18 protein-coding genes are annotated in these 23,220 nt (G+C 69.0%); 7 read left to right on the top strand and 11 right to left on the bottom strand.

Features of this window, described 5'->3' with window-relative positions:
- The first annotated feature begins 21 nt into the window (after positions 1-21).
- Positions 22-1,749, top strand: a complete 1,728-nt coding sequence (locus J7E45_RS04020; protein ID WP_215067177.1) for a beta-galactosidase — start codon at positions 22-24, stop codon at positions 1,747-1,749.
- A gap of 39 nt (positions 1,750-1,788) precedes the next feature.
- On the opposite strand, the gene J7E45_RS04025 is transcribed toward J7E45_RS04020, so the two are convergent.
- A complete protein-coding gene (locus J7E45_RS04025) occupies positions 1,789-2,286 on the bottom strand; it encodes a metallophosphoesterase (RefSeq protein WP_215067179.1) in 498 nt (165 codons plus the stop codon).
- A gap of 145 nt (positions 2,287-2,431) precedes the next feature.
- Between J7E45_RS04025 and J7E45_RS04030 the strand changes: the two genes are divergently transcribed.
- The gene (locus J7E45_RS04030) at positions 2,432-3,892 is read left to right on the top strand and encodes an MFS transporter (protein WP_167633884.1); all 1,461 of its coding nucleotides are present in this window, start codon (positions 2,432-2,434) and stop codon (positions 3,890-3,892) included.
- A gap of 55 nt (positions 3,893-3,947) precedes the next feature.
- Here J7E45_RS04030 and J7E45_RS04035 read toward each other — a convergent pair whose 3' ends face one another.
- Positions 3,948-4,325, bottom strand: coding sequence for a type II toxin-antitoxin system VapC family toxin (locus J7E45_RS04035; protein ID WP_215067181.1), 378 nt, complete (start codon positions 4,323-4,325; stop codon positions 3,948-3,950).
- On the bottom strand, positions 4,322-4,573 hold the full coding sequence (locus J7E45_RS04040) for an antitoxin (RefSeq protein ID WP_215067183.1): 252 nt from the start codon (positions 4,571-4,573) through the stop codon (positions 4,322-4,324). Before J7E45_RS04040 ends, J7E45_RS04035 begins: the two co-directional genes overlap by 4 nt.
- A gap of 127 nt (positions 4,574-4,700) precedes the next feature.
- Between J7E45_RS04040 and J7E45_RS04045 the strand changes: the two genes are divergently transcribed.
- Both J7E45_RS04045 and J7E45_RS04050 read left to right on the top strand, forming a co-directional pair.
- On the top strand, positions 4,701-4,907 hold the full coding sequence (locus J7E45_RS04045) for a transcriptional regulator (protein ID WP_091034395.1): 207 nt from the start codon (positions 4,701-4,703) through the stop codon (positions 4,905-4,907).
- Positions 4,908-5,004: 97 nt separating this feature from the next.
- A complete protein-coding gene (locus J7E45_RS04050; protein ID WP_215067185.1) occupies positions 5,005-6,891 on the top strand; it encodes an ABC transporter ATP-binding protein in 1,887 nt (628 codons plus the stop codon).
- Between the two features lie 128 nt (positions 6,892-7,019).
- Here the strand turns inward: J7E45_RS04050 and J7E45_RS04055 are convergent, their stop codons facing one another.
- The gene (locus tag J7E45_RS04055) at positions 7,020-8,882 is read right to left on the bottom strand and encodes a phosphoenolpyruvate carboxykinase (GTP) (RefSeq protein ID WP_215067187.1); all 1,863 of its coding nucleotides are present in this window, start codon (positions 8,880-8,882) and stop codon (positions 7,020-7,022) included.
- A gap of 112 nt (positions 8,883-8,994) precedes the next feature.
- Here J7E45_RS04055 and J7E45_RS04060 point away from each other — a divergent pair, with 112 nt between their 5' ends.
- Genes J7E45_RS04060 through J7E45_RS04070 form a run of 3 tightly spaced genes read left to right on the top strand, consistent with a single transcriptional unit; the run spans position 8,995 to position 13,337 of the window.
- Entirely contained in the window at positions 8,995-10,437 is a 1,443-nt protein-coding gene (locus J7E45_RS04060) for an XRE family transcriptional regulator (protein ID WP_029263022.1), read from the top strand.
- Positions 10,438-10,482: 45 nt separating this feature from the next.
- Positions 10,483-11,949 carry a S10 family peptidase gene (locus tag J7E45_RS04065; protein ID WP_215067188.1) on the top strand — a complete coding sequence of 489 codons (1,467 nt, stop codon included), beginning with the start codon at positions 10,483-10,485 and terminating at the stop codon, positions 11,947-11,949.
- A complete protein-coding gene (locus J7E45_RS04070; RefSeq protein WP_215067190.1) occupies positions 11,946-13,337 on the top strand; it encodes a hypothetical protein in 1,392 nt (463 codons plus the stop codon). The genes J7E45_RS04065 and J7E45_RS04070 overlap by 4 nt, the downstream gene beginning before the upstream one ends.
- A 21-nt stretch (positions 13,338-13,358) precedes the next feature.
- On the opposite strand, the gene J7E45_RS04075 is transcribed toward J7E45_RS04070, so the two are convergent.
- The 7 genes from J7E45_RS04075 to J7E45_RS04105 all read right to left on the bottom strand — a co-directional run bounded on the left by J7E45_RS04075 (position 13,359) and on the right by J7E45_RS04105 (position 23,078).
- Positions 13,359-14,543: a M20 family metallopeptidase gene (locus tag J7E45_RS04075; protein WP_215067192.1), complete on the bottom strand. Its 1,185-nt coding sequence runs from the start codon at positions 14,541-14,543 to the stop codon at positions 13,359-13,361.
- The gene (locus tag J7E45_RS04080) at positions 14,544-15,347 is read right to left on the bottom strand and encodes an ABC transporter ATP-binding protein (protein ID WP_197021063.1); all 804 of its coding nucleotides are present in this window, start codon (positions 15,345-15,347) and stop codon (positions 14,544-14,546) included.
- Complete coding sequence (locus J7E45_RS04085) at positions 15,344-17,269, bottom strand: dipeptide/oligopeptide/nickel ABC transporter permease/ATP-binding protein (RefSeq protein ID WP_215067194.1); 1,926 nt, start codon at positions 17,267-17,269, stop codon at positions 15,344-15,346. Before J7E45_RS04085 ends, J7E45_RS04080 begins: the two co-directional genes overlap by 4 nt.
- Positions 17,266-18,288, bottom strand: a complete 1,023-nt coding sequence (locus J7E45_RS04090; RefSeq protein ID WP_091034413.1) for an ABC transporter permease — start codon at positions 18,286-18,288, stop codon at positions 17,266-17,268. Before J7E45_RS04090 ends, J7E45_RS04085 begins: the two co-directional genes overlap by 4 nt.
- Positions 18,289-18,292: 4 nt before the next feature.
- On the bottom strand, positions 18,293-19,867 hold the full coding sequence (locus tag J7E45_RS04095; protein WP_215067196.1) for an ABC transporter substrate-binding protein: 1,575 nt from the start codon (positions 19,865-19,867) through the stop codon (positions 18,293-18,295).
- Positions 19,868-19,969: 102 nt separating this feature from the next.
- Complete coding sequence (locus J7E45_RS04100; protein WP_215067198.1) at positions 19,970-21,409, bottom strand: aldehyde dehydrogenase family protein; 1,440 nt, start codon at positions 21,407-21,409, stop codon at positions 19,970-19,972.
- Position 21,410: 1 nt separating this feature from the next.
- Complete coding sequence (locus tag J7E45_RS04105) at positions 21,411-23,078, bottom strand: thiamine pyrophosphate-dependent enzyme (protein ID WP_215067200.1); 1,668 nt, start codon at positions 23,076-23,078, stop codon at positions 21,411-21,413.
- Positions 23,079-23,220 lie beyond the last annotated feature (142 nt).

The following is a 23,220-nucleotide window of genomic DNA, read 5'->3' on the forward strand; positions in this document are numbered from 1 at the left end:
CGATCGAAAGCACTCCGACACGTGACCACGTTCTCTCTCGGCGACACCGACTTCCTCCGCGACGGTCAGCCGCATCAGGTGATCTCCGGCGCCATCCACTACTTCCGCGTGCACCCGGACCTGTGGCAGGACCGCATCCGCAAGGCACGGCTGATGGGCCTGAACACGATCGAGACGTATGTCGCCTGGAACGCGCACGCACCGCGGCGCGGCGAGTGGGACACGACCGGGTGGAACGATCTCGGACGCTTCCTCGACCTCGTTCATGCCGAGGGTCTGGATGCGATCGTGCGCCCGGGCCCCTACATCTGCGCCGAGTGGCACAACGGCGGTCTGCCGGTGTGGCTGACCGGGAGCATGGAGAACCTGCGATCGTCGGCTCCCGACTTCCTCGTCGAGGTGAGTGCCTACCTGCGACGCGTGTACGACATCGTCGCGCCGCGCCAGATCGACCGGGGCGGGCCCGTCGTGCTCGTGCAGATCGAGAACGAGTACGGCGCTTACGGCGCGGACAAGGCCTACCTCGAGGCACTGGTCGCCGTCACGCGCGATGCCGGAATCACGGTGCCGCTGACGACCGTGGATCAACCCGTGGATCAGATGCTGAGCGACGGCAGCCTTCCCGGCCTACACAAGACCGGCTCCTTCGGATCCCGCAGCGCAGAACGCCTCGCGACTCTGCGCCGACACCAGCCGACGGGACCCCTGATGTGCTCGGAGTTCTGGGACGGCTGGTTCGACTGGTGGGGCGGAGTGCATCACACGACGGATGTCGCCGCTGCCGCAGCCGATCTCGATGCCCTTCTCGCCGCCGGAGCGTCGGTCAACATCTACATGTTCCACGGCGGCACGAACTTCGGGCTCACCAACGGCGCGAACGACAAGGGCCGCTACCTGCCGCTCGTGACCTCCTACGACTACGACGCGCCACTCGACGAGGCCGGCAACCCCACGGAGAAGTTCTTCGCCTTCCGAGAGGTGATCGCGAAGTACGCTCCGGTGCCGGAAGAGATGCCGGCAGTCACGATCGCTGCCCCCGCGTTCGACGTCTCCCTCTCCCCCGTCGGAACCTGGACGGACGGCGACGGGGCCGGCGCGGTCACCGCGCAGCCGCAGAGCTTCGACGCTCTCGGCCACCTGAGCGCGCTGGTGCGCTACGACGTCGACCTCCCGGACGGGAACGGCGGTCTCCTCGTCACCGACGAGGTGCGCGACCTCGCCTGGGTCAGCGTCGACGGGGTCGCCGTCGGCACCCTCTCCCGCACGAGACACGACCGTGCGATCCGCATTCCGAAGGGCCGTACCCTCAGCATCCTGGTCGAGGACCAGGGTCGCGTGAACTACGACCACCGACTCGGGGAGGAGAAGGGCCTGATCGGCGCGGTCACGCTCGATGGCACGCCCATAACCGGGTGGCGCTCGACACCCCTCGACGTCGCCGCGGAGATCGATGCGGGTCAGCCGACGGATGCTGCGGGAGACGGCCCGCACGCGTGGACGACCGATTTCACCTTGGATGCCCCTGCCGACTTGTTCCTCGACACCGCACCATGGAGCAAGGGATACGCGTTCGTCAACGGCTTCTTCCTCGGCCGCTACTGGCGCAACGGACCGCAGCGCACGCTCTATGTGCCGGCCCCGGCAACGCGCGAGGGCCGCAACCGGCTCGTCGTTCTCGAACTCGAGCAGATTCTGGCGCCCATCGCCCGCTTCGTCGAGGCACCGGCACTCGGCGTCACGGAGGAGTGACGCCGGAGCGCAGGGGAGCGCGGGAGACGGGCGGATGAATCACGACAGCGGCACCAGCGTCGCGTCCATCCGGCGCCCGTCCAGCTCGACCCACATCATCGTGCACACCGGCTGCCGACGCCGATCCGTGGGCGATCCGGGGTTGAGCAGCCGGAGGCCCGCGGGCGACACGGTGTCCCAGGGAATGTGCGAGTGCCCGAATACGAGGAGATCGATGCCCGGGTACGCCTCGTCCATCCGCTCCTCACGCTTGCGGGACTCCCCCGTCTCGTGCACGACGGCGACATCGACGCCCTCGACCGTGAACCGGGCGACCTCCGGAAGGCGTGAGCGCAGCTCGGGCCCGTCGTTGTTGCCGTACACGCCGTGCAGCACCCGAGACCGCGACTCGAGCAGATCGAGTGTGGCTTCGTCGACCCAGTCGCCCGCGTGCACCACGATCTCGGCATCGTCCACCGCCTGCAGCACCGCATCCGGCAGCCTTCTCGCCCGCTTCGGCACATGGGTGTCGGCCAGGAGCAGCATCCTCGTGGTCATCGTTCCTCCCGCCTTTCGCCGCCCTCGACTCTACGCATCCGGGTCGCGCACCGGATGACACGCGAAACGCGTACACAGCCAACACTCAGGAAGGCGTAAACTCGCCGAGTCCCCGGTATACCAAGGGGCTGAACGGAGGAGCCTCATGAGTACTGCCACTGCGCCCGCGAACCCGCGCTCGCGCGTCATCACCGCGAGTCTGGTCGGCACGACCATCGAGTTCTACGACTTCTACGCGTATGCGACGGCGGCCGTTCTCGTGTTCCCCGTGCTGTTCTTCCCGACCGGAGACGACACCACCTCGCTCCTGTCGTCGTTCGCCGTCTTCGGTGCAGCGATGGTCGCGCGCCCCATCGGCGCCGTGGTCTTCGGCCACTTCGGCGACAAGTTCGGCCGCAAGGCCACCCTCGTCGCATCGCTGCTGACGATGGGCATCGCGACCTTCGTGATCGGCCTGCTCCCCACGTACCAGGACATCGGCTGGTGGGCGGCGCTCCTGTTGCTGATCCTGCGCCTCGCTCAGGGCTTCGCGCTCGGTGGCGAGTGGTCGGGCGCGGCTCTGGTCGCCACCGAGAACGCCCCGAAGGGCAAGCGCGCCTGGTACGGCACCTTCCCGCAGCTGGGCGCACCGCTCGGCTTCATCATCGCCAACTTCCTCTTCCTCGCGATCAACTGGCTGCTGCCGCACGCCGAGAACCCGGTCCTCAAGTCCGAGGCGTTCCTCTCCTGGGGCTGGCGCATCCCGTTCCTGTTCTCCGCCGTCATGGTGATCATCGGCCTGTGGGTGCGACTGAAGCTCGTCGAGTCCGACACCTTCAAGAAGGCCGAGACCAAGGGCGCCATCCGCAAGCTCCCGCTGGCGACCGTCTTCCGCCACCACTGGAAGCAGCTGATCCTCGGCACGTTCATCATGCTGGCGACGTACGTGCTGTTCTACCTGATGACGAACTTCACCCTCGCCTACGGCACCAAGCCGGCGTCGCTGGAGACCGCTTCGGCCGCCGCGAAGGCTGCCGCAGAGGCGACGGGCGCCCCCTTCGACCCGACCAAGTTCGCGGCGCAGTTCTACCCCGGCCTCGGCTTCGGCTACACCGACTTCGTGCTGATGCAGATCATCGGCGTGGTGTTCTTCGGCATCTTCACGCTGCTGTCCGGGCCGATCGCCGACGCGATCGGTCGACGCAAGCTGCTGCTCTGGGTCACGGGCGCGATCATCGTGTTCGGCTTCACGTTCAACACGTTCCTGCTGCCCGCCGTCGACCCGAAGTTCACGGGTGCCCTCACGCAGGCGTTCCTCGTCTTCGGCTTCATGTTGATGGGGGCGACGTTCGGCCCGATGGGTGCGCTGCTGCCCGAACTGTTCCCGACGAACGTGCGGTACACGGGGTCGGCGATCGCCTACAACGTGTCGTCGATCCTCGGCGCCGCCGTGGCACCACTGATCGCCCTGAAGCTGTGGGAGGCAGCGGGCGGTGCCCCGTGGCTGGTCGGCCTGTACCTGTCGGCGATGGGAGTGCTGACCTTCGTCGCGCTGATCTTCACGCCCGAGACCAAGGACCACGACTACGACGACGACCTCGGGGTCGCCGCCGCCGTCGAGCTCTGATCGCTGAGAGGCGGCCTCCCCACCAGGAGGCCGCTTCTCTGCATCGGGACGTCCGTCAGAGGACGATGACCTCGCAGTAGCGCGCCGCCGTTTTCGCGAGCTTGCGGTCGAGCGTCAGAAGCGGGATGCCGAGGGCCTCGGCAAGTGCGACATAGCCGGCGTCATAGGCGCTGACATCGTCCCGCAGCATCCAGATGCGCGGTATCAGTCGACGCAGCGGGTGCCGCGTGATCTGGAGCTCGCCGAAGAGGTCGAGCGCCTCCCGCGCGCGGTGAGCGGTCAAGCCGTCGTGGAGCGTCTGACGCCGCAACACCGACAGCACCTCGATGTCGAGCCCGGCGTGTGCGTGAAAGTCGTCGCCGTTCACCCAGTCGCTTGTGCCCAACAGGGCATCGATCGCCGCGGAGGCATCGAGCACGACCGCGGTGCTCACGGGGCGAGCTCGTCGTCCCTGTCGGCACGAGCCGCGTCACGCGCCGCGAGGATCTGACTGCGCGTGAGCGAGGCTCCGTCACCCACCGACCTCGCGCGGGCTGCGGCGATGATCTCCGCGTTCGTGCGGTACTGCACGAGGCCCGCGAGTTCGCGGGCCACGTAGTCGGACAGCGACATGCGCTCCGCGGCGGCGCGTTCCTTGAGGCGTGCATGAACATCGTCCGGGAGATTTCGTACCTGCAGCATCCGACCCACTTCTCCAGGATCGCATGTGTTCCACATGCGCGAAAGAGCGAACTGTGGATAACTCACAGCGTCAACAGAAATTGACTTCCGTGACGAAGTCAACAAGTATTGACGCAGGAGGTCCATCATGACAAAGCCGACCGCGATCGCACAGGACGACGGCAGCGAGCCCCTGGCCGCACTGCACAGGCTCGCCGAGACACGCAAGGAGATCGCTCGCGCCGAAGAGGCGAATGTGCGCCGCGCCCGCAACCTCGGATACTCGTGGCAGGCGATCGCGAGCGCGCTGGGAGTGAGCAAGCAAGCCGCGCACCGGCGGTTCGGTCGCTCCTGACGCTCGACCCCGACGACGCCCACCCATACAGCCCGCCCATAGGATTCGACCGCGAACGAAGTACGGTCGAAGTACCATCTCCAGATCGAGGTCCCGCATGTCCGGTTCGGCGACAGCACGCCGCCGCGGACGTGGCGCACAGCCCGAAGGCCCGCGCGCCACCTTCCGCCAGCTCCTCCCCTTCCTCTTCGAACACAAGCGCACCCTGATCGTGGTCGCCGTGCTCAGCGTCGTCGGCGCCGCCACGTCTCTCGTGCAGCCTCTGCTCGTCGGCCAGGTCATCGAGGCGGTGCAGTCCGACACCGGCATCGGGATCCTCGTCTGGCTGCTGGTCGGCTTCGTGATCGTGTCGTCCGTCATCTCCGGCTTCCAGCACTACCTGCTCCAGCGCACCGGCACCGCGGTCGTGCACTCGAGCCGCCGCAAGCTGATCGCCCGCATCCTGCACCTGCCGACCTCGGAGTTCGATGCCCGCCGTACCGGGGACCTCGTCTCACGCGTCGGCACCGACACGACCCTCCTCTACGCCGTGCTCACGCAGGGCCTCGCGGATGCCGTCGGCAGCGCCGTGCTGTTCCTCGGCGCGCTGATCGCGATGCTCGTGATCGACCCGATCCTGCTGCTGCTCATCGTCGTCGTGATCGGCATCTCCGTCACGGTCGTCGTGCTGCTCAGCGGCCGCATCCGCACTGCCTCGACCGCCCAGCAGGAGAAGGTCGGCGAGCTCGCCTCCGGCGTGGAGCGTGCGGTCGGCTCGATCCGCACCATCCGCGCCTCGGGCGCCACCGAGCGCGAGACGGCCGCGGTGTCGGAGCTCGCCACCGACGCGTACGGCATCGGTGTGCGCATCGCCAAGATCTCGTCGATGGTCGTGCCCGTCTCCGGCATCGCGCTGCAGTTGTCGCTGCTGGTGGTCCTCGGCGTCGGCGGGTTCCGGGTGGCCGCCGGCGCGATCACCATCGCGTCGCTGATCTCGTTCATCATGTTCCTGTTCCTCCTGGTGATGCCGCTCGCCACGACCTTCGGCGCGATCACTTCGGTGAACCAGGCACTCGGCGCACTCGGTCGCATCCAAGAGGTGCTCGACCTGCCGACGGAGGCACAGGACGACGAAGCCATCGCCGCCGCCCTCCCCCACGAGGACGCAGCCCCCGGCGCACCGGCCATCGAGTTCCGCGATGTGCGCTTCCACTACCCCGCGAACGTGGTGGCAGCGCGTCAGGCCGCGGCGAAGGCAGCGCGGACCCTCCTCGCGGATGCGCATCTGGAATCGGTCGAAGATGCGGCACCGGCCGCGCAGGACCACGAAGTGCTCCGCGGAGTGTCGTTCGCCGTGCCTCACGGCGCCAGGGTCGCCCTCGTCGGCCCCAGCGGTGCGGGCAAGAGCACGATCCTGTCGTTGATCGAGCGGTTCTATGACCCGACCGGCGGGTCCATCCGCCTACACGGCCACGACGCGCGCACCTACCCGCGCGACGACCTGCGCGCCAACTTCGGCTACGTCGAGCAGGATGCACCGACCCTCGCCGGCACGCTTGCCGAGAACCTGCGTCTCGCCTCGCCCGATGCGACCGATGCCGACTGCGAACGCGTGCTGCGCGCCGTGAACCTCGGCGACGTGCTCGAGCGCAACCCGCTGGGCATCGAGGCCCCCGTCGGCGAAGACGGCGTGATGCTGTCCGGCGGCGAGCGTCAGCGCCTCGCGATCGCCCGCGCCCTGCTCACGGACGCCCCGATCCTCCTGCTCGACGAGTCGACGTCATCACTCGACGGCGTGAACGAGCAGCGGATGCGCGAAGCGATCGACGCGGTGTCGACCGACCGCACGCTCATCGTGATCGCGCACCGCCTGTCGACCGTGGTCGACAGCGATCTGATCGTGGTGCTGCAGGACGGCGTCGTGGTCGGCCAGGGCACGCACGAGGAGCTCGTCGAGACGACGCCGCTGTACCGCGACCTCGCCCGGCACCAACTGCTCACCTGATTCACGTCCGTTCCCGGACAACACGAAGGCGGGACGTCGGAGACCACTCAGCCATGGGTTCGTCTCTGATGTCCCGCCTTCGCGGGTGTGAGGGTGCCGGCTCCCCCGAACCGGCACCGGTCTGGGGGCTAGGCCTTGGCGAGGCGGTAGCGCAGCGACGCCAGCTCGGCGCGCAGCGCCGCCGGAACCTTGTCGCCGAAGGTGTCGTAGAACTCCTCGGTCAGGTCAGCCTCGGTCTGCCACGCCGCGGCGTCGACGGCGAACAGCTCGTCGAGGTCGGCGGCGGGGATGTCGAGCCCGTCGAGGTTGAGGTCTTCCACACGCGGCAGGCGTCCGATGGGGCTGTCGACCGCGGGCACGTCGCCCGCGATGCGGCGGATGATCCAGTCGACGACACGGGAGTTGTCTCCGAAGCCGGGCCACAGGAACCGGCCGTCGTCACCGCGACGGAACCAGTTCACCTGGAAGATGCGCGGTGCGCGGTCGAAGCGCAGACCACGACCGACCTTCAGCCAGTGGCCGAAGTAGTCGGCCATGTTGTATCCGCAGAAGGGCAGCATCGCGAACGGGTCGCGGCGCAGCTCCCCGACCGTGCCCTCGGCCGCAGCCGTGCGCTCCGACGAGATGTTCGAGCCGAGGAAGACACCGTGCGTCCAGTCGGTGGCCTCGACCACGAGCGGGACGTTGCTGGCGCGGCGTCCGCCGAAGAGGATGACGTCGAGCGGCACGGCCTCTTCCCAGTCGTCGGAGATCTGCGGGCACTGCGCCGCCGACACCGTGAAGCGGGAGTTGGGGTGCGCCGCCGGTCGACCGGACTCGGGCGTCCACTCGTTGCCCTCCCAGTCGATCAGGTTCGCGGGCGCCTCGTCGGTCAGGCCCTCCCACCACACGTCGCCGTCGGGACGGAGCGCGACGTTGGTGAAGATCGTGTTGCCCCACAGCGTCTCGACCGCCGTGACGTTGGTCGACTCGCCGGTGCCCGGCGCGACGCCGAAGAAGCCGGCCTCGGGGTTGATCGCCCACAGGTGACCGTCTTCGCCCGGACGGATCCAGGCGATGTCGTCGCCGAGGGTCTCGACCTCCCACCCCGGGATCGTGGGGCGGAGCATGGCGAGGTTCGTCTTGCCGCACGCCGAGGGGAAAGCGGCCGCGACGTGGTACGCCTTGCCCTGCGGGTCGATCACGCGGATCAGCAGCATGTGCTCGGCGAGCCAGCCCTCGTCGCGGGCGATCACCGAGGCGATACGCAGCGCGAAGCACTTCTTGGCGAGGATCGCGTTGCCGCCGTAGCCCGAACCGTACGAGTAGACCTCGAGCGACTCGGGGAAGTGCACGATGTACTTGTCGTCGTTGCAGGGCCACTCGACGTCGTGCTCACCCGGGGCGAGCGGTGCTCCGACCGTGTGCACGGTCTTGACCCACGGCGCTCCCTCGGCGATCTGACGCGTGACGGCATCGCCGACGCGGGTCATGATGCCGATCGACGCGACCGCGTAGGCGCTGTCGGTGATCTGCACGCCGATGTGCGAGAGCGGGCCGCCGACGCGTCCCATCGAGAACGGCACGACGTACATCGTGCGGCCGCGCATCGAGCCCTCGAAGATCTCGTCCATCTTGGTGTGCATCTCGGCGGGGTCCGCCCAGTTGTTCGTGGGGCCGGCATCCTCTTCGCGCTCGGAGGCGATGAACGTGCGCCCCTCGGTGCGGGCGACGTCGCTGGGGTGCGAACGGGCGAGGTAGGAGCCGGGACGCCACTCGGGGTTGAGCTTGATGAGCTTGCCCTCGTCGACGAGCCCGTGCAGCAGCCAGTCGTTCTCGGCGCGCGAGCCGTCGACCCAGTGCACGGAGTCGGGCTGGGTGAGAGCACGGATCTCCTCGACCCACGCGGCCAGCTCGGCCATGGCGGGGGTGTCATACGTCGGAGCCGCGCCGAACGTACGCGTCGGTGCGACGGGAGACGTGCGGGGGGTGAAGACTTCGGCGAAGGCCATGACGTGTGCTCCTTTGAACTGTGGGGCGTTGCACCTATCTTCTTCCGGTTCCGACCGGACTTTCGGACGAATCGAGCGATAAGAACGGCGATTCTTTCGCTACACTCAAGGAATGGCGTCCTCCGGCATCCACCTCACGACTCTCGGTCATCGCATCCGTCACCACAGGCTGGAGAAAGGATTCACGCTCGACGAGCTCGGCGCGCTCGTCGGCGTCGCCGGGTCGCAGCTGAGCCTGATCGAGAACGGCAAGCGCGAACCCAAGCTGTCGCTGCTGCAGGCGATCGCGCACGCCACGAGCACCGAGGTGACCGACCTCATCTCGGGCGAGCCGCCGAACCGTCGCGCCGCCCTCGAGATCGAACTCGAACGCGCCCAGGAGAGCCCCGTCTTCCGGCAGCTCGGCGTCGCGCCCGTGCGCGTGACCAAGGGCATGAGCGATGAGACGATCGAGTCGGTGCTCGGACTGCACCGCGAACTGCAGCGCCGCGAGCGCGAAGCCATCGCCACCCCGGAGGAGGCACGGCGTGCGAACACCGAGATGCGGCTGCGCATGCGCGCGCAGAACAACTACCTCCCCGAGATCGAGAAGCTCGCCGAGAAGCATCTGAAGGCCGCGGGGCACGTGCAGGGCGCTCTCACCCACCGCACGGTGAGCATCATGGCCGAGAAGCTGGGCTTCGAGCTGATCTACGTCAACGACCTGCCACATTCCACGCGATCGGTCACCGACCTCGAGAACGGGCGGATCTACCTGCCGCCGGCGTCGATCCCCGGCGGTCACGGTCTGCGCTCGATGGCCCTGCAGGCCATGGCGCACCGCTACCTGGGGCACACGCCTCCGACCGACTACGCCGACTTCCTGCAGCAGCGGCTGGAGATCAACTACTTCGCCGCGTGCTGCCTGATGCCGGAGACGGCCGCCGTCGCTTTCCTGCAGCAGGCCAAGAAGGATCGCAACCTCGCGGTCGAAGACTTCCGCGACGCGTTCGGCGTGACGCACGAGGGCGCAGGCATGCGTATGACGAACCTGCTCACCCAGCACCTCGGGATGTCGCTGCACTTCCTCCGCGTGGATGCCACGGGCGCGATCACCCGCGTCTACGAGAACGACGACCTGCCGCTGCCCATGGACGTGACCGGCGCGGTGGAGGGACAGCGGGTGTGCCGCAAGTTCCAGGCGCGCGCCGCGTTCACTCAGCAGAACCGCACCACGGAGCACCACCAGTACACCGACACACCGTCGGGAACGTTCTGGTGCTCGACGCAGACCGGGGCATCGACCGATGGAGAGTTCTCCATCACGGTCGGGGTGCCGTTCGACGACGCGCGGTGGTGGCGCGGACGCGAGACCAGCGACCGCGCCGTGTCGACCTGCCCCGACGAATCCTGCTGCCGCCGACCCTCGGCCGAGCTCACCGAGCGCTGGAACGGCAGGGCCTGGCCGAGCGCGCGCGTGCACACGCACATGTTCTCCCCTCTCCCCCGCGGCGCGTTCCCCGGCGTGGATGACAACGAGGTCTACAACTTCCTCGGTCGTCACGCGAGTGAATGATTAAGATATATTCAATTCACTCATTCATTTTCCCGAGGGAGACCTGTGACCGAGCCGACCCCCGCAGACGCACCTGACACGGAGACCTTCACCTCACGCCGCCACCGCATCACCGCGGGCGGCCGCTCGCTCGACTACAGCGCCGGAGCGGGCACCGTGATCGTCCGCGACGACGAGCACCGCCCGCTCGCGAGCGTGTTCTACACCTCGTACATCGCCGACCGCGAGGAGGGCGCCCCGGTGCGCCCCGTGACGTTCCTGTTCAACGGCGGCCCCGGTTCGGCGAGCCTCTGGCTCAACATCGGCGGCTTCGGACCGAAGCGCACGCCCACGAAGACGCCCCTCGCGACGCCGCCCGCCCCCTACGCGAGCGGCGACAACCCGCACACGCTGCTCACCGCCTCCGACCTCGTGTTCATCGACGCGCCCGGCACCGGATACTCGCGTCTCCTCGGTGATGCGACACCGGCCGAGCTGTGGGGCGTCGACCAGGACGTGGCCGCGTTCGCGAAGGCGATCACGCGCTGGCTCACGATCACGAACAACTGGAACGCGCCGCGCTTCCTGTTCGGCGAGTCGTACGGCACCACACGCGCCGCGTCGCTCGTGCACCGGCTGCAGAACCAGGGCCTCGACTTCAACGGCGTCGTGCTCCTGTCGACCGTGCTCAACTGGGGCGAGAGCAACCTCGGCGGACCCCGCGAGTACATCAATCTGCTCCCCTCGTACGCGGCGACCGCCTGGTACCACGGCAAAGCCCGCACCGCGCACACCGCGCTCGAGCCGCTCCTCGTCGAGGCACGCGAGTTCGCCCAGGGTCCGTTCGCCGAAGCGCTGCTGCGCGGCGATCTGCTGCCCGCCGATCTCGAGGATGCCGTCGCCGAACGCATGAGCGCTCTCGTCGGGCTCGACGCCGACTATCTGAAGAAGCACCACTTCCGCATCGGGATGGAGCAGTACCGCTACGCCCTGCTCGCCGACGAAGGGCGCGTGATCGGCCGCTTCGACACCCGCTTCACCGCCGAGCACCAGTACGTCGTCGGCAACGGCTCGCACGACCCGGCCACCGACGACGCCGCCACCGCCGGGGTCAACAGCGCACACCTCTCGACGTACCGCGCCCACCTCGTGGACGACATCGGCTTCACCAGCGAGCTGCATTACCGCCACCTGCACAACATGCCCATCTCCCGCGCATGGGATTGGACGCACAAGGCACCGGGCGTGGATGCCCCGCAGCTGGTGCCCGACGTCTCCATCGACCTGTCGGCCGCCGTGCGCCGCAACCCGAACCTGAAGGTGTTCGTGATGGGCGGGTACTACGACCTGGCCACTCCGTTCTTCGGACCCGAGGTCGACGTGGCGCACCTGTACCTGGCGCCGAGCCTGCGCGAGAACATCCGGTTCACGTTCTACGAGTCGGGTCACATGACCTTCGTGGACGAACGGGCGGTGGAGCGCATGAAGAGCGATCTCGACGACTTCTATCGCGACGCCACGACGCACGGATGATCGGGCTCGAGGCCGCGGGCCGGATCGGCGACCTGGCCTACACCGCCCGCTTTGAAGAGCTCCCGCTGCGGCGTTCGGACGGCTCGTCGCAAGGGACGATCTCGGCGTTCAGCTACATCGTCGACGGCACGGATCGCCCGGTGCTGTTCCTGACCAACGGCGGTCCGGGAGTTTCGACGCTCTATCTGCACCTGAGCGGGATCGGGCCGATGCGCGCCCACGTCCCCGTCGACCTCGCCGACGCCGGGCACCCTCCCTACGGCGTGGAGGAGAGCCCGTCGACGATCCTCGACGTCGCCGACCTGGTGTTCCTCGACACACCCGGCACCGGATTCGGCGCCTTCGCTGACGATGCCGATGCGTCGGACTTCCGTTCCGTGGAGGGAGACGCCGACGCCATCGCCGCCGCCATCTCGGACTGGGTCGACCGGCACGGTCGCTGGAACTCCCGGAAGTTCTTCCTCGGAGAGAGCTACGGCACCCTGCGTGCGGCATTCCTCGCGACCTCATCGCACAGCATGGACACCGCGCCGCTGGACGGCATCGTGCTGCTGGGGCAGGCCGTCAACATCCAGGAGACGCTGGATCGTCCGGGCAACGTGGTCGGAGCGCTCGCGAACCTGCCGTTCAAGGCGGCGACGGCCTGGCATCACGGCGTCGGCTCCCGCGAACACGAGACGGTCGAGGATGCGATCACCGCGGCATTGGACTTCGCTCGCGGCGACCTCGCCCTCGCGATGCTGCAGGGCGACCAACTGCCGGTCGACGAGCGCGCCGCCGTCTCGGAGCGCCTCTCGCGGATGATCGGGCTCCCCGCGGGCGAGCTCGCCGACGATCGGCTCTGGGTCAGCAAGCAGGACTTCCGCTCGCGTCTGCTCCCCGGACGCGTGCTCGGGGTGACCGACAGCCGGTACTCCGCACCGGCGGCCGACCGCCGCTCCGGTGAGCTCGAGTACGACGCCTCCGATGTGGCGCTCTCCCCGCGGTACGTGGCGGGGCTGCAGCAGTTGCTGCGACACGTCTTCGGCACCGCCCCCACGCAGCCGTATCGCGTGGTCGACCCGGACGCGGGCCGCGACTGGGAGTGGGACGAGCAGGGCGGTGCGGAGTTCGTCGCCTACGGACGACCCTCCCCGTTCCGCACGTACCCGTACCCGGCACGGTTGTCACGCTGGATGAGGCAGACTCCGCGCGGACGACTGTTCATCGGCACCGGCGTGTACGACTCGCTGACGACCGTCGGCGCGGCCGACCACCTGCTGCGGCAGTGGGGGTTGCCGCGCGAGCGCACCGAGACGCACTGGTACCGCGCCGGCCACATGATGTACAGCGACCCCGAGGTCGCGGTGCGCCTGAACGCCGACCTCCGCGCCTTCCTCACCCGCTGAGGAGCCCGACGAGGCTGCGGATCAGGCGGTGAGCCTCTCCAGCGCGAACGCCGCGAGCGCCGCGGCCTGATCGGCGAGGACCGCATCGTCGAACACGACCGTCGGAGAGTGGTTCGGAGACGCCGTCTCGAGGTCGACCTCCGCCGGCGTCGCCCGCAGGAACAGGAACGCCCCCGGCACCTGTTCGAGCACGAAGGAGAAGTCCTCCGATCCCATCACGGGGTGCGCGGTCTCCCACACGCGCTCGTCGCCGAACAGGCCCTGCAGCGTGGCTCGCACCCGCTCCACCGCGCGGGCATCGTTCACGGTGGGCGCGCACAGCACGCTCACATCGACCTGGGCTGTGCAGTCATGGGCGGCCGCGATCTCGCGGACGAGTGCGGGGAGCTCCGCCTGCACGCGCGCACTCGACTCGTGCGACAGCACCCGCACCGAGGCGACGAGCGTGGCGGTGTCGGAGATGATGTTCCGGGCCGGTCCCCCGGCATGCAGCTGTGTGACGCTGAGGACGACCGGATCGAAGACGTCGAAACGGCGGGTGACGAAGGTCTGCAGCGCGGCGACGAGTTCGGCGGCGACGGGCACGGGATCGCGGGTCAGATGCGGCGCCGAGGCGTGGCCCCCGGCTCCCGTGACGGTGATCTCGACCTCGATCGCGCCGGCCATGAGCGCGCCGGGACGGGTCGAGAACACGCCGTACTCGCCGGGCACGACATGGATGCCGAAGGCGGCGACCGGCCGGGAGTCCGTGGTCTCGAGGAGCCCCTCGGCCAGCATCCGCTTCGCGCCGTCGCCGAGCTCCTCGCCCGGCTGGAACATCAGCAGGACGTCGCCGTGGAGCTCGTCTCGGCGCCCCGCCAGCAGGTGGGCGGCTCCGACGAGACCGGCGACGTGCAGGTCGTGCCCGCAGGCGTGCATCCGCTCCCCGGATGCCGCGTAGTCGAGCCCGGTGTCCTCGACGAGGGGAAGCGCATCCATGTCAGCACGCAGCAGCACGGTCGGTCCGGGATGCGCGCCGCGCACGACCGCGGCGATCGAGCTCAGGCCCTCGCCGAGGACCACCTCGAGTCCGAGGGGCTCCAGCGCGTCGAGCACCCGCCGCTGCGTGCGCGGCAGCTCGAGACCCAGCTCGGGGTGGGCGTGGATGGCGCGGCGCAGGGCCACGAGCTCGGGCAGCAGGACCTGAGCGTCGTCGAGCAGGGTCATTCAGGATCCGATCGAGTGGAGGAGGCTGTCGGTGCCGGCGTTCTGGATGCGCGGGATGGCCGCCACGAGCGCCTGTGTGTAGGGATGCTGCGGGTTCGTGACGATCGCGTCGGCATCGCCGTGCTCGACGATCTCGCCGCTGCGCATCACGGCCGTGGTGTCGGCGATGTAGCGCACCGCGGCGAGGTTGTGAGTGATGAACAGCACCGAGAGCTCCAGCTCGCGCTGCAGGTCGCGCATCAGGTTGAGCACCGCTCCCTGCACCGAGGCATCGAGAGCGGACGTGATCTCGTCCGCGATGATCAGGCGCGGCTTCACGGCGAGGCAGCGGGCGATCGCGACGCGCTGCCGCATGCCGCCGGACAGGCTCGACGGATGCAACTCCGACACACCGGGCTTCAGCCGCACGAGTTCGAGCAGCTCCTTGACGCCGGCCGCACGAGCCTTGGCGTTGCCGGAGCCGTGGGTGGCCAGCGCCTCGTCCAGGGTCTCGCCCACCGACATGCGCGGGTTCAGCGACGAGTACGGGTCCTGGAAGATCATCTGCACGTCTCGGGCGTGGGCCCTGCGATCACGGCGTCCGACCGCGAGGTCCTTGCCGTCGAGCAGGATCCGCCCCGACGTCGGCTTCTGAAGCCCCGCGACCGTGCGTGCGACCGTGGACTTGCCCGATCCGGATTCGCCCACCAGCCCCACCGTCGTGCCGTGCGGCACCGTGAGCGACACGTCGTCGACCGCATTCACGGCATGGGGGCCGCGACCGAATGTGACCACGAGGTTCTCGATGACGAGATCGGCCATCATGCACCCGCCTTCGCGAATTCGTCTTCGTGCACACCGACGTCCTGCGGGTGCCAGCACGCCACGCGGCCGGAGCCGTGGGCGACGAGCTGAGGGGTCTCGGTGCGGCAGAGCTCGGTGGCGAACGCGCAGCGCGGCGCGAACGCGCAGCCGACCACCGGCTGTGCGAGGTCCGGCGGCTCGCCGGGGATCGTCGCGAGTGGTGCTGTGCGGTCGGTGTCGAGATCCGGCAGCGACTCCGCCAGCGCGCGGGTGTACGGATGCGCCAGCCGTTCGGGTTCCGCGAGGTGGCGGACGTTGACGTCTTCGACGATGCGGCCGCCGTACATGACCAGGATGCGCTGGCAGAGCTCGGCCAGCACCGCGATGTCGTGCGAGACGACGATCGCCGCCGCCCCGGTCTCCTCGCACTCGCGGCGGAGCAGGGCGAGCACCCGCTGCTGCACCGTGACGTCGAGCGCCGTGGTGGGCTCGTCGGCGATGATCAGCCGCGGCTTCCCGATCTGCGACATCGCGATGAGCGCACGCTGCCGCATGCCACCGGAGAACTCGTGCGGGAACTGCTTGGCCCGACGCGCCGGATCGGTGATCGACACGGCCGCCAGTGCGTCGACGGCCGCGGCATCCGCTTCCCGCCGCGTCGCCTTCTGGTGCACGCGCGGCACCTCGGCGAGCTGCGTACCCACGCGGAGTGCCGGGTTCAGCGCGGTGAGCGAGTCCTGGAACACGACACCGACCCTCGTGCCGAGCTTCTTCGCCGCGCGCTCGCTCGACAGCCCGGACAGCTCCTCGCCCGCGAAGGTGAGGCGCTGCGCGCTGACGGCGGCGCCGGCCGGAGCCAGCTGCGCGATCGCCATCATCGTGACGCTCTTGCCGCTGCCGGACTCGCCGACCACGCCGACGATCTCGCCGGGGGCGATGCGGAACGAGACGTCCTGCACGGGGCGTACCCAGCCGTGCTCGCCGGGGAACGAGACGCTGAGGCCGACGACGTCGAGCAGCGGTTCGACATCGTCCGCCCGCTCGTCGACCGCTTCGGTCGAGGCGACGCGGGCAGGGTCGCCGAGCTCGCGGGCGCTGAGCGTACGGGTGCGCCCACGGCCGCGCATGTGCGAGGCCAGGGCCTCGCCGAACATGCCGAACATGATGCCGGCGAGCACGACCATCACGCCGGGGCCGACGATCGCGGACGGCTGGCTGTAGACCTGTTCGAAGCCCTCGCTGAGCAGGCGGCCCCAGTCGTACTCGGGCGGCTGCACGCCGACGCCGAGGAAGCTGAGGCTGGACAGGGCGAGGAGTCCGCCGCCGATCGAGATCGTGACGTTGACGATCACCGGCTCGGCGATGTTGGGGAGGATGTAACGGGTGAACTGACGCGTCTTCGACACCCCGAGCAGGCGGGCGGCGGCCAAGTACTCGGAACCGCCGACGCGCGAGGAGAGCGTCTGCGCAAGGCGGGCGAACGAGGGGGTCATGGTCAGCGCGAGCGCGATCACGGCCGTCGTGGAGCCGGTGCCGAGCAGGATCACGGTGAGCATCGCGACCAGCAGCACCGGGAAGGCGAGCCAGGTGTTGATGACCGAGCCGAACAGGCGCTGCACGCGCGGACCGGCGACGACCGGCAGCGCGCCGAGGATCAGCCCGGCCACCGCGCCGATCGCGGTCGCGGTCAGCGCCATCACGAGCGACAGCCGCGTGGCCACGAGCGTGCGCAGCAGCAGGTCCCGCCCGAGTGCGTCGGTGCCGAGAGGGTGCTCGGCACTCGGCGGCTGGAGGAGGTCAGCGGGCGACGGGGTCTCGGCCTGCGTACCCCACATCATCGGGGCGAACACGGCGAGGAGGGCGAAGATCGCGATGAAGGTCAGCGAGATCAGCGCCATCGGTGACTGCAGCAGCCAGGAGCGCCGCCGGTGCGAGGAGGTCATGCGGTCTCCAGAATGGTCGTACGACGGTCGAGGATGGCGAGCACCACATCCACCAGCAGGTTCACGACGAGGATGATCGCCGCGTAGACGATCGCGAGCCCCTGCACGATGCCGTAGTCCTTGGTGATGATCGCCTGCACGAAGGCACTGCCCATGCCCGGCCAGTTGAAGACCCGCTCGACCAGGACGCTGCCGGCGATCATCGTCGCGAGCAGGGCGCCGCCGAGGGTCAGGGTGGCGGTGAGCATGTTCGGCAGGGCGTGCCGGAAGTACACCATCGCGGCCGGGAGCCGCTTGGAGCGCGCGGTGCGGATGTAGTCGTCGCTGAGCACGTTGAGCGCCTCGACACGGGCGATGCGCGACAGCGACGCCGAGGCGCCGAGTGCGAGCGCGAGGACGGGGAGGATGTACGACTGCGGCCCGCTGATGCCGGCGACCGGGAGGAGCGGGATCGTGATGGCGAACAGCGTCAGCAGCGCGACACCGATCAGGTACTCCGGCACGGCGGCGAAGAAGCCCGTCACCGAGGTGAAGGCGACCTCGACGGGACGACGGCGGTTGCCGGCGGTGAGGATCGCGATGGCGAGTCCCAGGGGGATCGCGATGAGCAGGATCACGATGAACGCGATGCCGGCGAGCTGCACGGTGGCGGGGAGCCGGTATTCCACCAGCTCGTTCACCGATCGTCCGGTGATCAGGGAGACGCCGAGATCACCGCGGAACACGATGCCCGTCAGATAGTTCCAGAACTGCACGATGAGCGGATCATCGAGCCCGAGCTGCGCCCGGCGCTCCGCCACCACAGATGCCGGTGCGGTCGGTCCGAGAGCCGCACGGACCGGGTCTCCCCCGGCGGCGCGGAGGACGACGAATGCCGCCGTCACGATCACGAACATCGCGATGAGCATCCGGCCGATGCGCCGGAGGAGGAAGGGGATCCAGCGGCCGCCGCCGTGGCGACCACCCCGAGGGGTGGCCACCACGACGGTCTTCGGCCGCGTCACGATCTGCGACGTCATCCTGTCACTCTGTCACGCGGATCGTGGTCGGAGCGAGGATGCTCTTCGACATGCCGAACTCCACACCGACACCGTAGAAAGTCGACGTCGACGAGTAGACGGGCAGCACCTCGAGGTTGCGGAACAGGGAGTCCTGCGCAGCCTGCCAGGCGTCACACGAGTCGGCTCCGGCCAGCGCCTGCGCCTCGCCCACCAGGTCGAAGTACTCCTGGTTGCTGTTGTAGGTCCAGTTGCCGCCGTTGGGCGGGAACTCGCCGCCCAGGATGCCGGCCCAGTCGCTCGGGAGGCTCGTGAAGATCGGGGCCCACACGATGTCCCAGTCGCCGCCGGAGAAGATCACGTCGGTGTAGGACGCGGACGGGGTGGGCACAGCATCCACACCGATCTTCTTGAACTCGGTCTGCAGCAGTTCGATCGCGGCGGTGACGCCCTGGCTCTCGGATGCCGGGTAGAGCATCAGGATGGACAGCGGCTTGCCGTCCTTCACGCGGATGCCGTCGGCACCCTCGACCCAGCCCGCGGCGTCGAGTGCGGCGGCAGCAGCATCCACGTCGTAGTCGGGGATGGCGCCGGAGCTGTCCATGGCGGTGCACGCGGCGCCGAATTCGGACACGAGTGTCGTGATCTGCTCGCCGCGACCCGCGGAGGCGACAGGTCCGACGGCTTCGCGATCCACAGCCTGGGCGAGAGCTTCACGGACGGCGAGATCGTGGCCGACCCGGCCCTCCGCCTGGTTGAAGAAGATCAGCCCCGGGCGCAGCGGCACCTCGAGTTCTTTCGCGAACTCGGTCTTGTCGAGCCGGTCGCGCTCGCTGCCGCCGACCTCGGCGACGTTGGCCTCGCCGGTCTGGAGCATGTTGGCGGCGGTCGAGTCGCTCTCGATGATCGAGATCTCCACCGTGCCGGGCAGCCCTGCTGTCTCGCTGGTCGTGTCGTCGGGACCCCAGGTGTAGTCGTCACGCAGCGTGAACGTGTACGACTGCCCCGGGGAGGACGCCTTCAACGCGTAGGCGCCGGTGCCGTGGAACTCGGTGTCGAGAACGGCCGGGTCGGCGAGACCGGACGCGCACACGATCGGCAGGGCGCCGATCGTCTCGGCGAGGAAGCTCTGGGCGTTCGCGCTGGTGAAGGTGACCGTGCGGGCATCGTCGTCCGCCTCGATCGTGAGGCCCTCGGCCGGGAAGTACACGCCCTTGTAGGGCGAGCCCGTCTCGTCGGCCGCGGCGTACTCGAATGTGGACTTGACATCGGTCGCGGTCAACGGCGTACCGTCGGCGCAGAGGATGCCGTCCTTGAGTGTGAACTCCACGCCGGTCGTGGTCGACTCCCACGAATCCGCGAGCAGCCCTCGGGGCTCCTCCCCGGTCGGGTAGAAGAGCAGCGACTCGTACCCGAACGTGGATACGGACTCACTCGCGTTCGTCGCATTCGTGATCGGGTTGAGCGTTCCGGGATCCGACTGCACGGCGATCTTGATCGTCTGTGCCTCTCCTCCCCCGGGCTCCGCCGTACCGGCGCAGCCGGACAGGGCGAGGGCCGTCACGCCGACGGCGGCCGCGGCGACAATGCTGCGTCTCATGGTGTCCTCTCTCACGGGTTCCGCACGGTGCGGGTCAACCCAATTGAATGTTATGAATTACTCTTTATTGGCTCGTGTCGCCGGTGTTTCGGGTATGTAACTTCACGAGCGATCGTCGATGAGGGCAGCGGCGCCCATCACCGACTTGAGCTCGAGGAACTCCTCGAACCCGTGGACACCGCACTCCCGGCCGACGCCCGACTGCTTGTATCCGCCGAAGGGTGCACCGACATCGAGGCCTGCGCCGTTGATGCCGACGGTCCCGGTGCGCATGCGCAGAGCGATGTCGAGGGCGCGTCGAGGGTCGCTCGACCACACGCCGCCCGACAGTCCGTAGACGCTGTCGTTGGCCAGGTCGACAGCCTCATCGACCGTGCCGTAGGGGGTGATCGTGAGCACCGGACCGAAGACCTCCTCGTGGAAGATCCGCATGTCCGGCGTCACATCGGTGAAGATCGTGGGCTGCACGTAGGCGCCGCCTGCCGTCGGTTCGACGATATCGAGACCGCCGGTCAGCACCTGCGCACCCTCGTCGATCGCCGTGGCGATGTGCGCCCGGACGCGATCGCGCTGCAGCGCGGAGGCCAGGGGTCCGGTCGCCGTCCCCTCCTCGCGCGGATCACCGGGGGCCCAGCCCGCGGCGACCTCGAGCGCGGCATTCTGCCAGGCGTCACGCATGCTCTCCGGCACCAGGACGCGGGTCTGCGCGGCGCAGGTCTGGCCGGCGTTCGCGAAGCACGAGGCGAGCACTCCGCGCACCGACTCCTCGAGCGGTGCGTCGTCGAGCACGATCGCGGCGGACTTGCCGCCCAGCTCGAGGGCGACCTTCTTGATGGTCGCCGCCGCGGCGCGAGCCACCTGCTCCCCCACCTGGCGTGAGCCGGTGAAGGTGACCATGTCGACGCCCGGGTGGGCGACGAGGGGCGAGCCGACTCCTGCACCGTCGCCGTGCACGATGTTCACGACACCGGCCGGCAATCCGATCTCGCGGAGGATGTCCCCGATGATCGCGGCATTGAGAGGGGCGACCTCGCTGGGCTTGAGCACCACCGTGCAGCCCGCGAGAAGGGCCGCGCCGACCTTGAGCACGATCTGGTGCAGCGGGAAGTTCCACGGGGTGATCGCGGCGACGACGCCGACCGGCTCCGAGACGACGAGGGAGTTCGAGACCGCCTCCCGCTCGACGTGCGCGCGGGCGGCATCGGCGAGCATGTTCAGGTCGGCGATCGCTACCCCGACCTGAGCGGAACGCGCGAACGCGATCGGCGAGCCCATCTCGGCGCTGAGGGTCGCGGCGAGAAGCTCACGGTGGCGCGCCAACCCCTCGGCGAGCGCCTCTACGTAAGCGATCCGCTGCGCCATCGGCGTCGTGGACCAGCTGCCGAACGCGTCCGCGGCCGCAGCCACCGCGCGATCGACGTCCGCGGGGCCGCCTGCGACGACGGCGCCGATGACGGTGCCGTCGGCCGGGCTGACGATATCGATCGCCCTGAGGCCATCGACATCTTCCCTGATGCCTGCGATGTCGTGCCCGATGGTCATGTCAGACCCCTGCCCGCTGCACGAGGTGCGCGTCGGGCGCGAGCGGAACGGGACGCGGGACGCCCTCATGGATGAGGTGCCACGGCGAGGGGAACTCCCCCACCGGCACGTCGATGAGGATCGGCTCGTTCGCGGGGACCGCATCGGCGAGCACACCCGCCAGTTCCTGCGGCGTGTACGCCCGCGCGGAGCGGATGCCGTAGGCGTCGGCGAGCTTGCCGTAGTCCGGGTTCGTCAGGTCGCTGGCGAAGTAGCGCGCGCCGTAGCGGTTCTTCTGGATGCGGCGCACGTTGCCGTAGAAGCCGTCGTGGAAGACGATCGTCACCAGCCCGAGGCCGTAGCGCTTCGCCGTCGACAGCTCCTGCAGCGTCCAGGAGAATCCGCCGTCGCCGTTGACCGAGACCACCGAGCGGGTCGGATCCGCAGCCTTCACACCGAGCGCCGTCGCGAAGCCGTAGCCCAGCGTGCCCTGGTAACCGGGGCCGATGTAGGTGCGCGGTTGGTAGGCGGGGTAGCAGGCACTGGCCGCGTAGCCGACCTGGGTGAACTCGCTCACGAAGACACCATCCTCGGGCAGCGCGCCGCGGATCGCCGCGAGGTACTCGCGCTGCGGGGCGATGTCGTCGAACTGCTCGGCGAGCCAGGAGCGGACGCGGACGAACTCGCTCTCGCGAGAATCCCGCGGCGGGGACCCCACCTCGGCGGCGAGCGCGGCGAGCGCCAGCCGGGCGTCGGCGTGGAAGGTCTGCACGGCGGCGCGCGGGCCGCCGAGGTCCGCCTCTTCCGCGTTCACGAGGATCACCGGGGCGCCATGGGTGTCGACCTGGGTTCCGAAGGTGGAGACGAAGCGGGTTCCGACCGCCAGTACGAGATCGGCGTCCTCACGGAAGGCGCGGAGCGCGAGCGAGTCGAACGCGAGGCGGTGCCGGGCGTCGAGCGCTCCCCGGCCGTTCTCGGTCATCAGCACGGGAATCTCCAGCGCCTCGGCGAGCGCCTGCAGAGCGACGGACGCGTTCGAGGCGAGCACTCCACCGCCGACGACGATCATCGGGCGCCGGGCCGCGAGGAGCCGGGCCGCCGCGTCGCGGATCTGCTGCTCGTCGGGAACGAGCGGGGCGGCGGCGACCATCTCGGCCGCCGCCATGCGCGAGGTGGCGGCGAGCACGTCCGGCGGCACCTCGATCGCGACGGGACGCGGGCGGCCGCTGCGCAGCTGCACGAAGGCCTCGCGCACGAGTCCGGGGATCTCGTCGGCGGAGCGGGCGATGCCGGTCCACTTGGTGAGCCGTTCGAGGATGCCCGTCTGGTCGGGGATCTCATGCAGGGCGCCGAGTCCGCGGCCGATGGCCTTCGAATCGATCTGTCCGGCGATGAGCAGCATCGGCGAGTTCGCGGAGTAGCCCGTCGCCACACCGGAGAGGGCGTTGAGCACTCCCGGGCCGGGAACGACCATGGCGACACCGACGTCTCCGGTGCTGCGCGCATACCCGTCGGCCATGTAGGTCGTCGCCTGCTCGTTGCGCGCGCAGATGAAGTCGACCTGGTCGGCGCGGGCATGGAGGGCGTCTGCGGCGGCATCGAGCTGAACGCCCGGAATACCGAAGATCCGTGAGACTCCCTGGTTGATGAGGGAGTCTGCGAGCAGATCGCCACCGGTGTGGTCGGTCATCTGTTTCCTCTCGTGAGCAGCATTGCGTGATTGACTGTATTAGATACATTCAATTACTGCAAATAGGAGAATCGCCCTGAGCCGCCGCTCCCCGGCGGCGAGGCGTCTCTAGGATGTGAGAGATCCGCTGCAGAACACTGCC

This window comes from Microbacterium sp. ISL-59, assembly GCF_018613945.1.
Lineage (GTDB): Bacteria > Actinomycetota > Actinomycetes > Actinomycetales > Microbacteriaceae > Microbacterium > Microbacterium oxydans_B.

Coding starts and splice junctions, on each gene's coding strand:
- J7E45_RS04025 (WP_215067179.1), bottom strand. CDS start 2,286: ATGACCACGAGGATGCTGCTCCTGGCCGACACCCATGTGCCGAAGCGG.
- J7E45_RS04030 (WP_167633884.1), top strand. CDS start 2,432: ATGAGTACTGCCACTGCGCCCGCGAACCCGCGCTCGCGCGTCATCACC.
- J7E45_RS04040 (WP_215067183.1), bottom strand. CDS start 4,573: ATGCTGCAGGTACGAAATCTCCCGGACGATGTTCATGCACGCCTCAAG.
- J7E45_RS04045 (WP_091034395.1), top strand. CDS start 4,701: ATGACAAAGCCGACCGCGATCGCACAGGACGACGGCAGCGAGCCCCTG.
- J7E45_RS04050 (WP_215067185.1), top strand. CDS start 5,005: ATGTCCGGTTCGGCGACAGCACGCCGCCGCGGACGTGGCGCACAGCCC.
- J7E45_RS04055 (WP_215067187.1), bottom strand. CDS start 8,882: ATGGCCTTCGCCGAAGTCTTCACCCCCCGCACGTCTCCCGTCGCACCG.
- J7E45_RS04060 (WP_029263022.1), top strand. CDS start 8,995: ATGGCGTCCTCCGGCATCCACCTCACGACTCTCGGTCATCGCATCCGT.
- J7E45_RS04070 (WP_215067190.1), top strand. CDS start 11,946: ATGATCGGGCTCGAGGCCGCGGGCCGGATCGGCGACCTGGCCTACACC.
- J7E45_RS04075 (WP_215067192.1), bottom strand. CDS start 14,543: ATGACCCTGCTCGACGACGCTCAGGTCCTGCTGCCCGAGCTCGTGGCC.
- J7E45_RS04080 (WP_197021063.1), bottom strand. CDS start 15,347: ATGATGGCCGATCTCGTCATCGAGAACCTCGTGGTCACATTCGGTCGC.
- J7E45_RS04085 (WP_215067194.1), bottom strand. CDS start 17,269: ATGACCTCCTCGCACCGGCGGCGCTCCTGGCTGCTGCAGTCACCGATG.
- J7E45_RS04090 (WP_091034413.1), bottom strand. CDS start 18,288: ATGACGTCGCAGATCGTGACGCGGCCGAAGACCGTCGTGGTGGCCACC.
- J7E45_RS04095 (WP_215067196.1), bottom strand. CDS start 19,867: ATGAGACGCAGCATTGTCGCCGCGGCCGCCGTCGGCGTGACGGCCCTC.
- J7E45_RS04100 (WP_215067198.1), bottom strand. CDS start 21,409: ATGACCATCGGGCACGACATCGCAGGCATCAGGGAAGATGTCGATGGC.
- J7E45_RS04105 (WP_215067200.1), bottom strand. CDS start 23,078: ATGACCGACCACACCGGTGGCGATCTGCTCGCAGACTCCCTCATCAAC.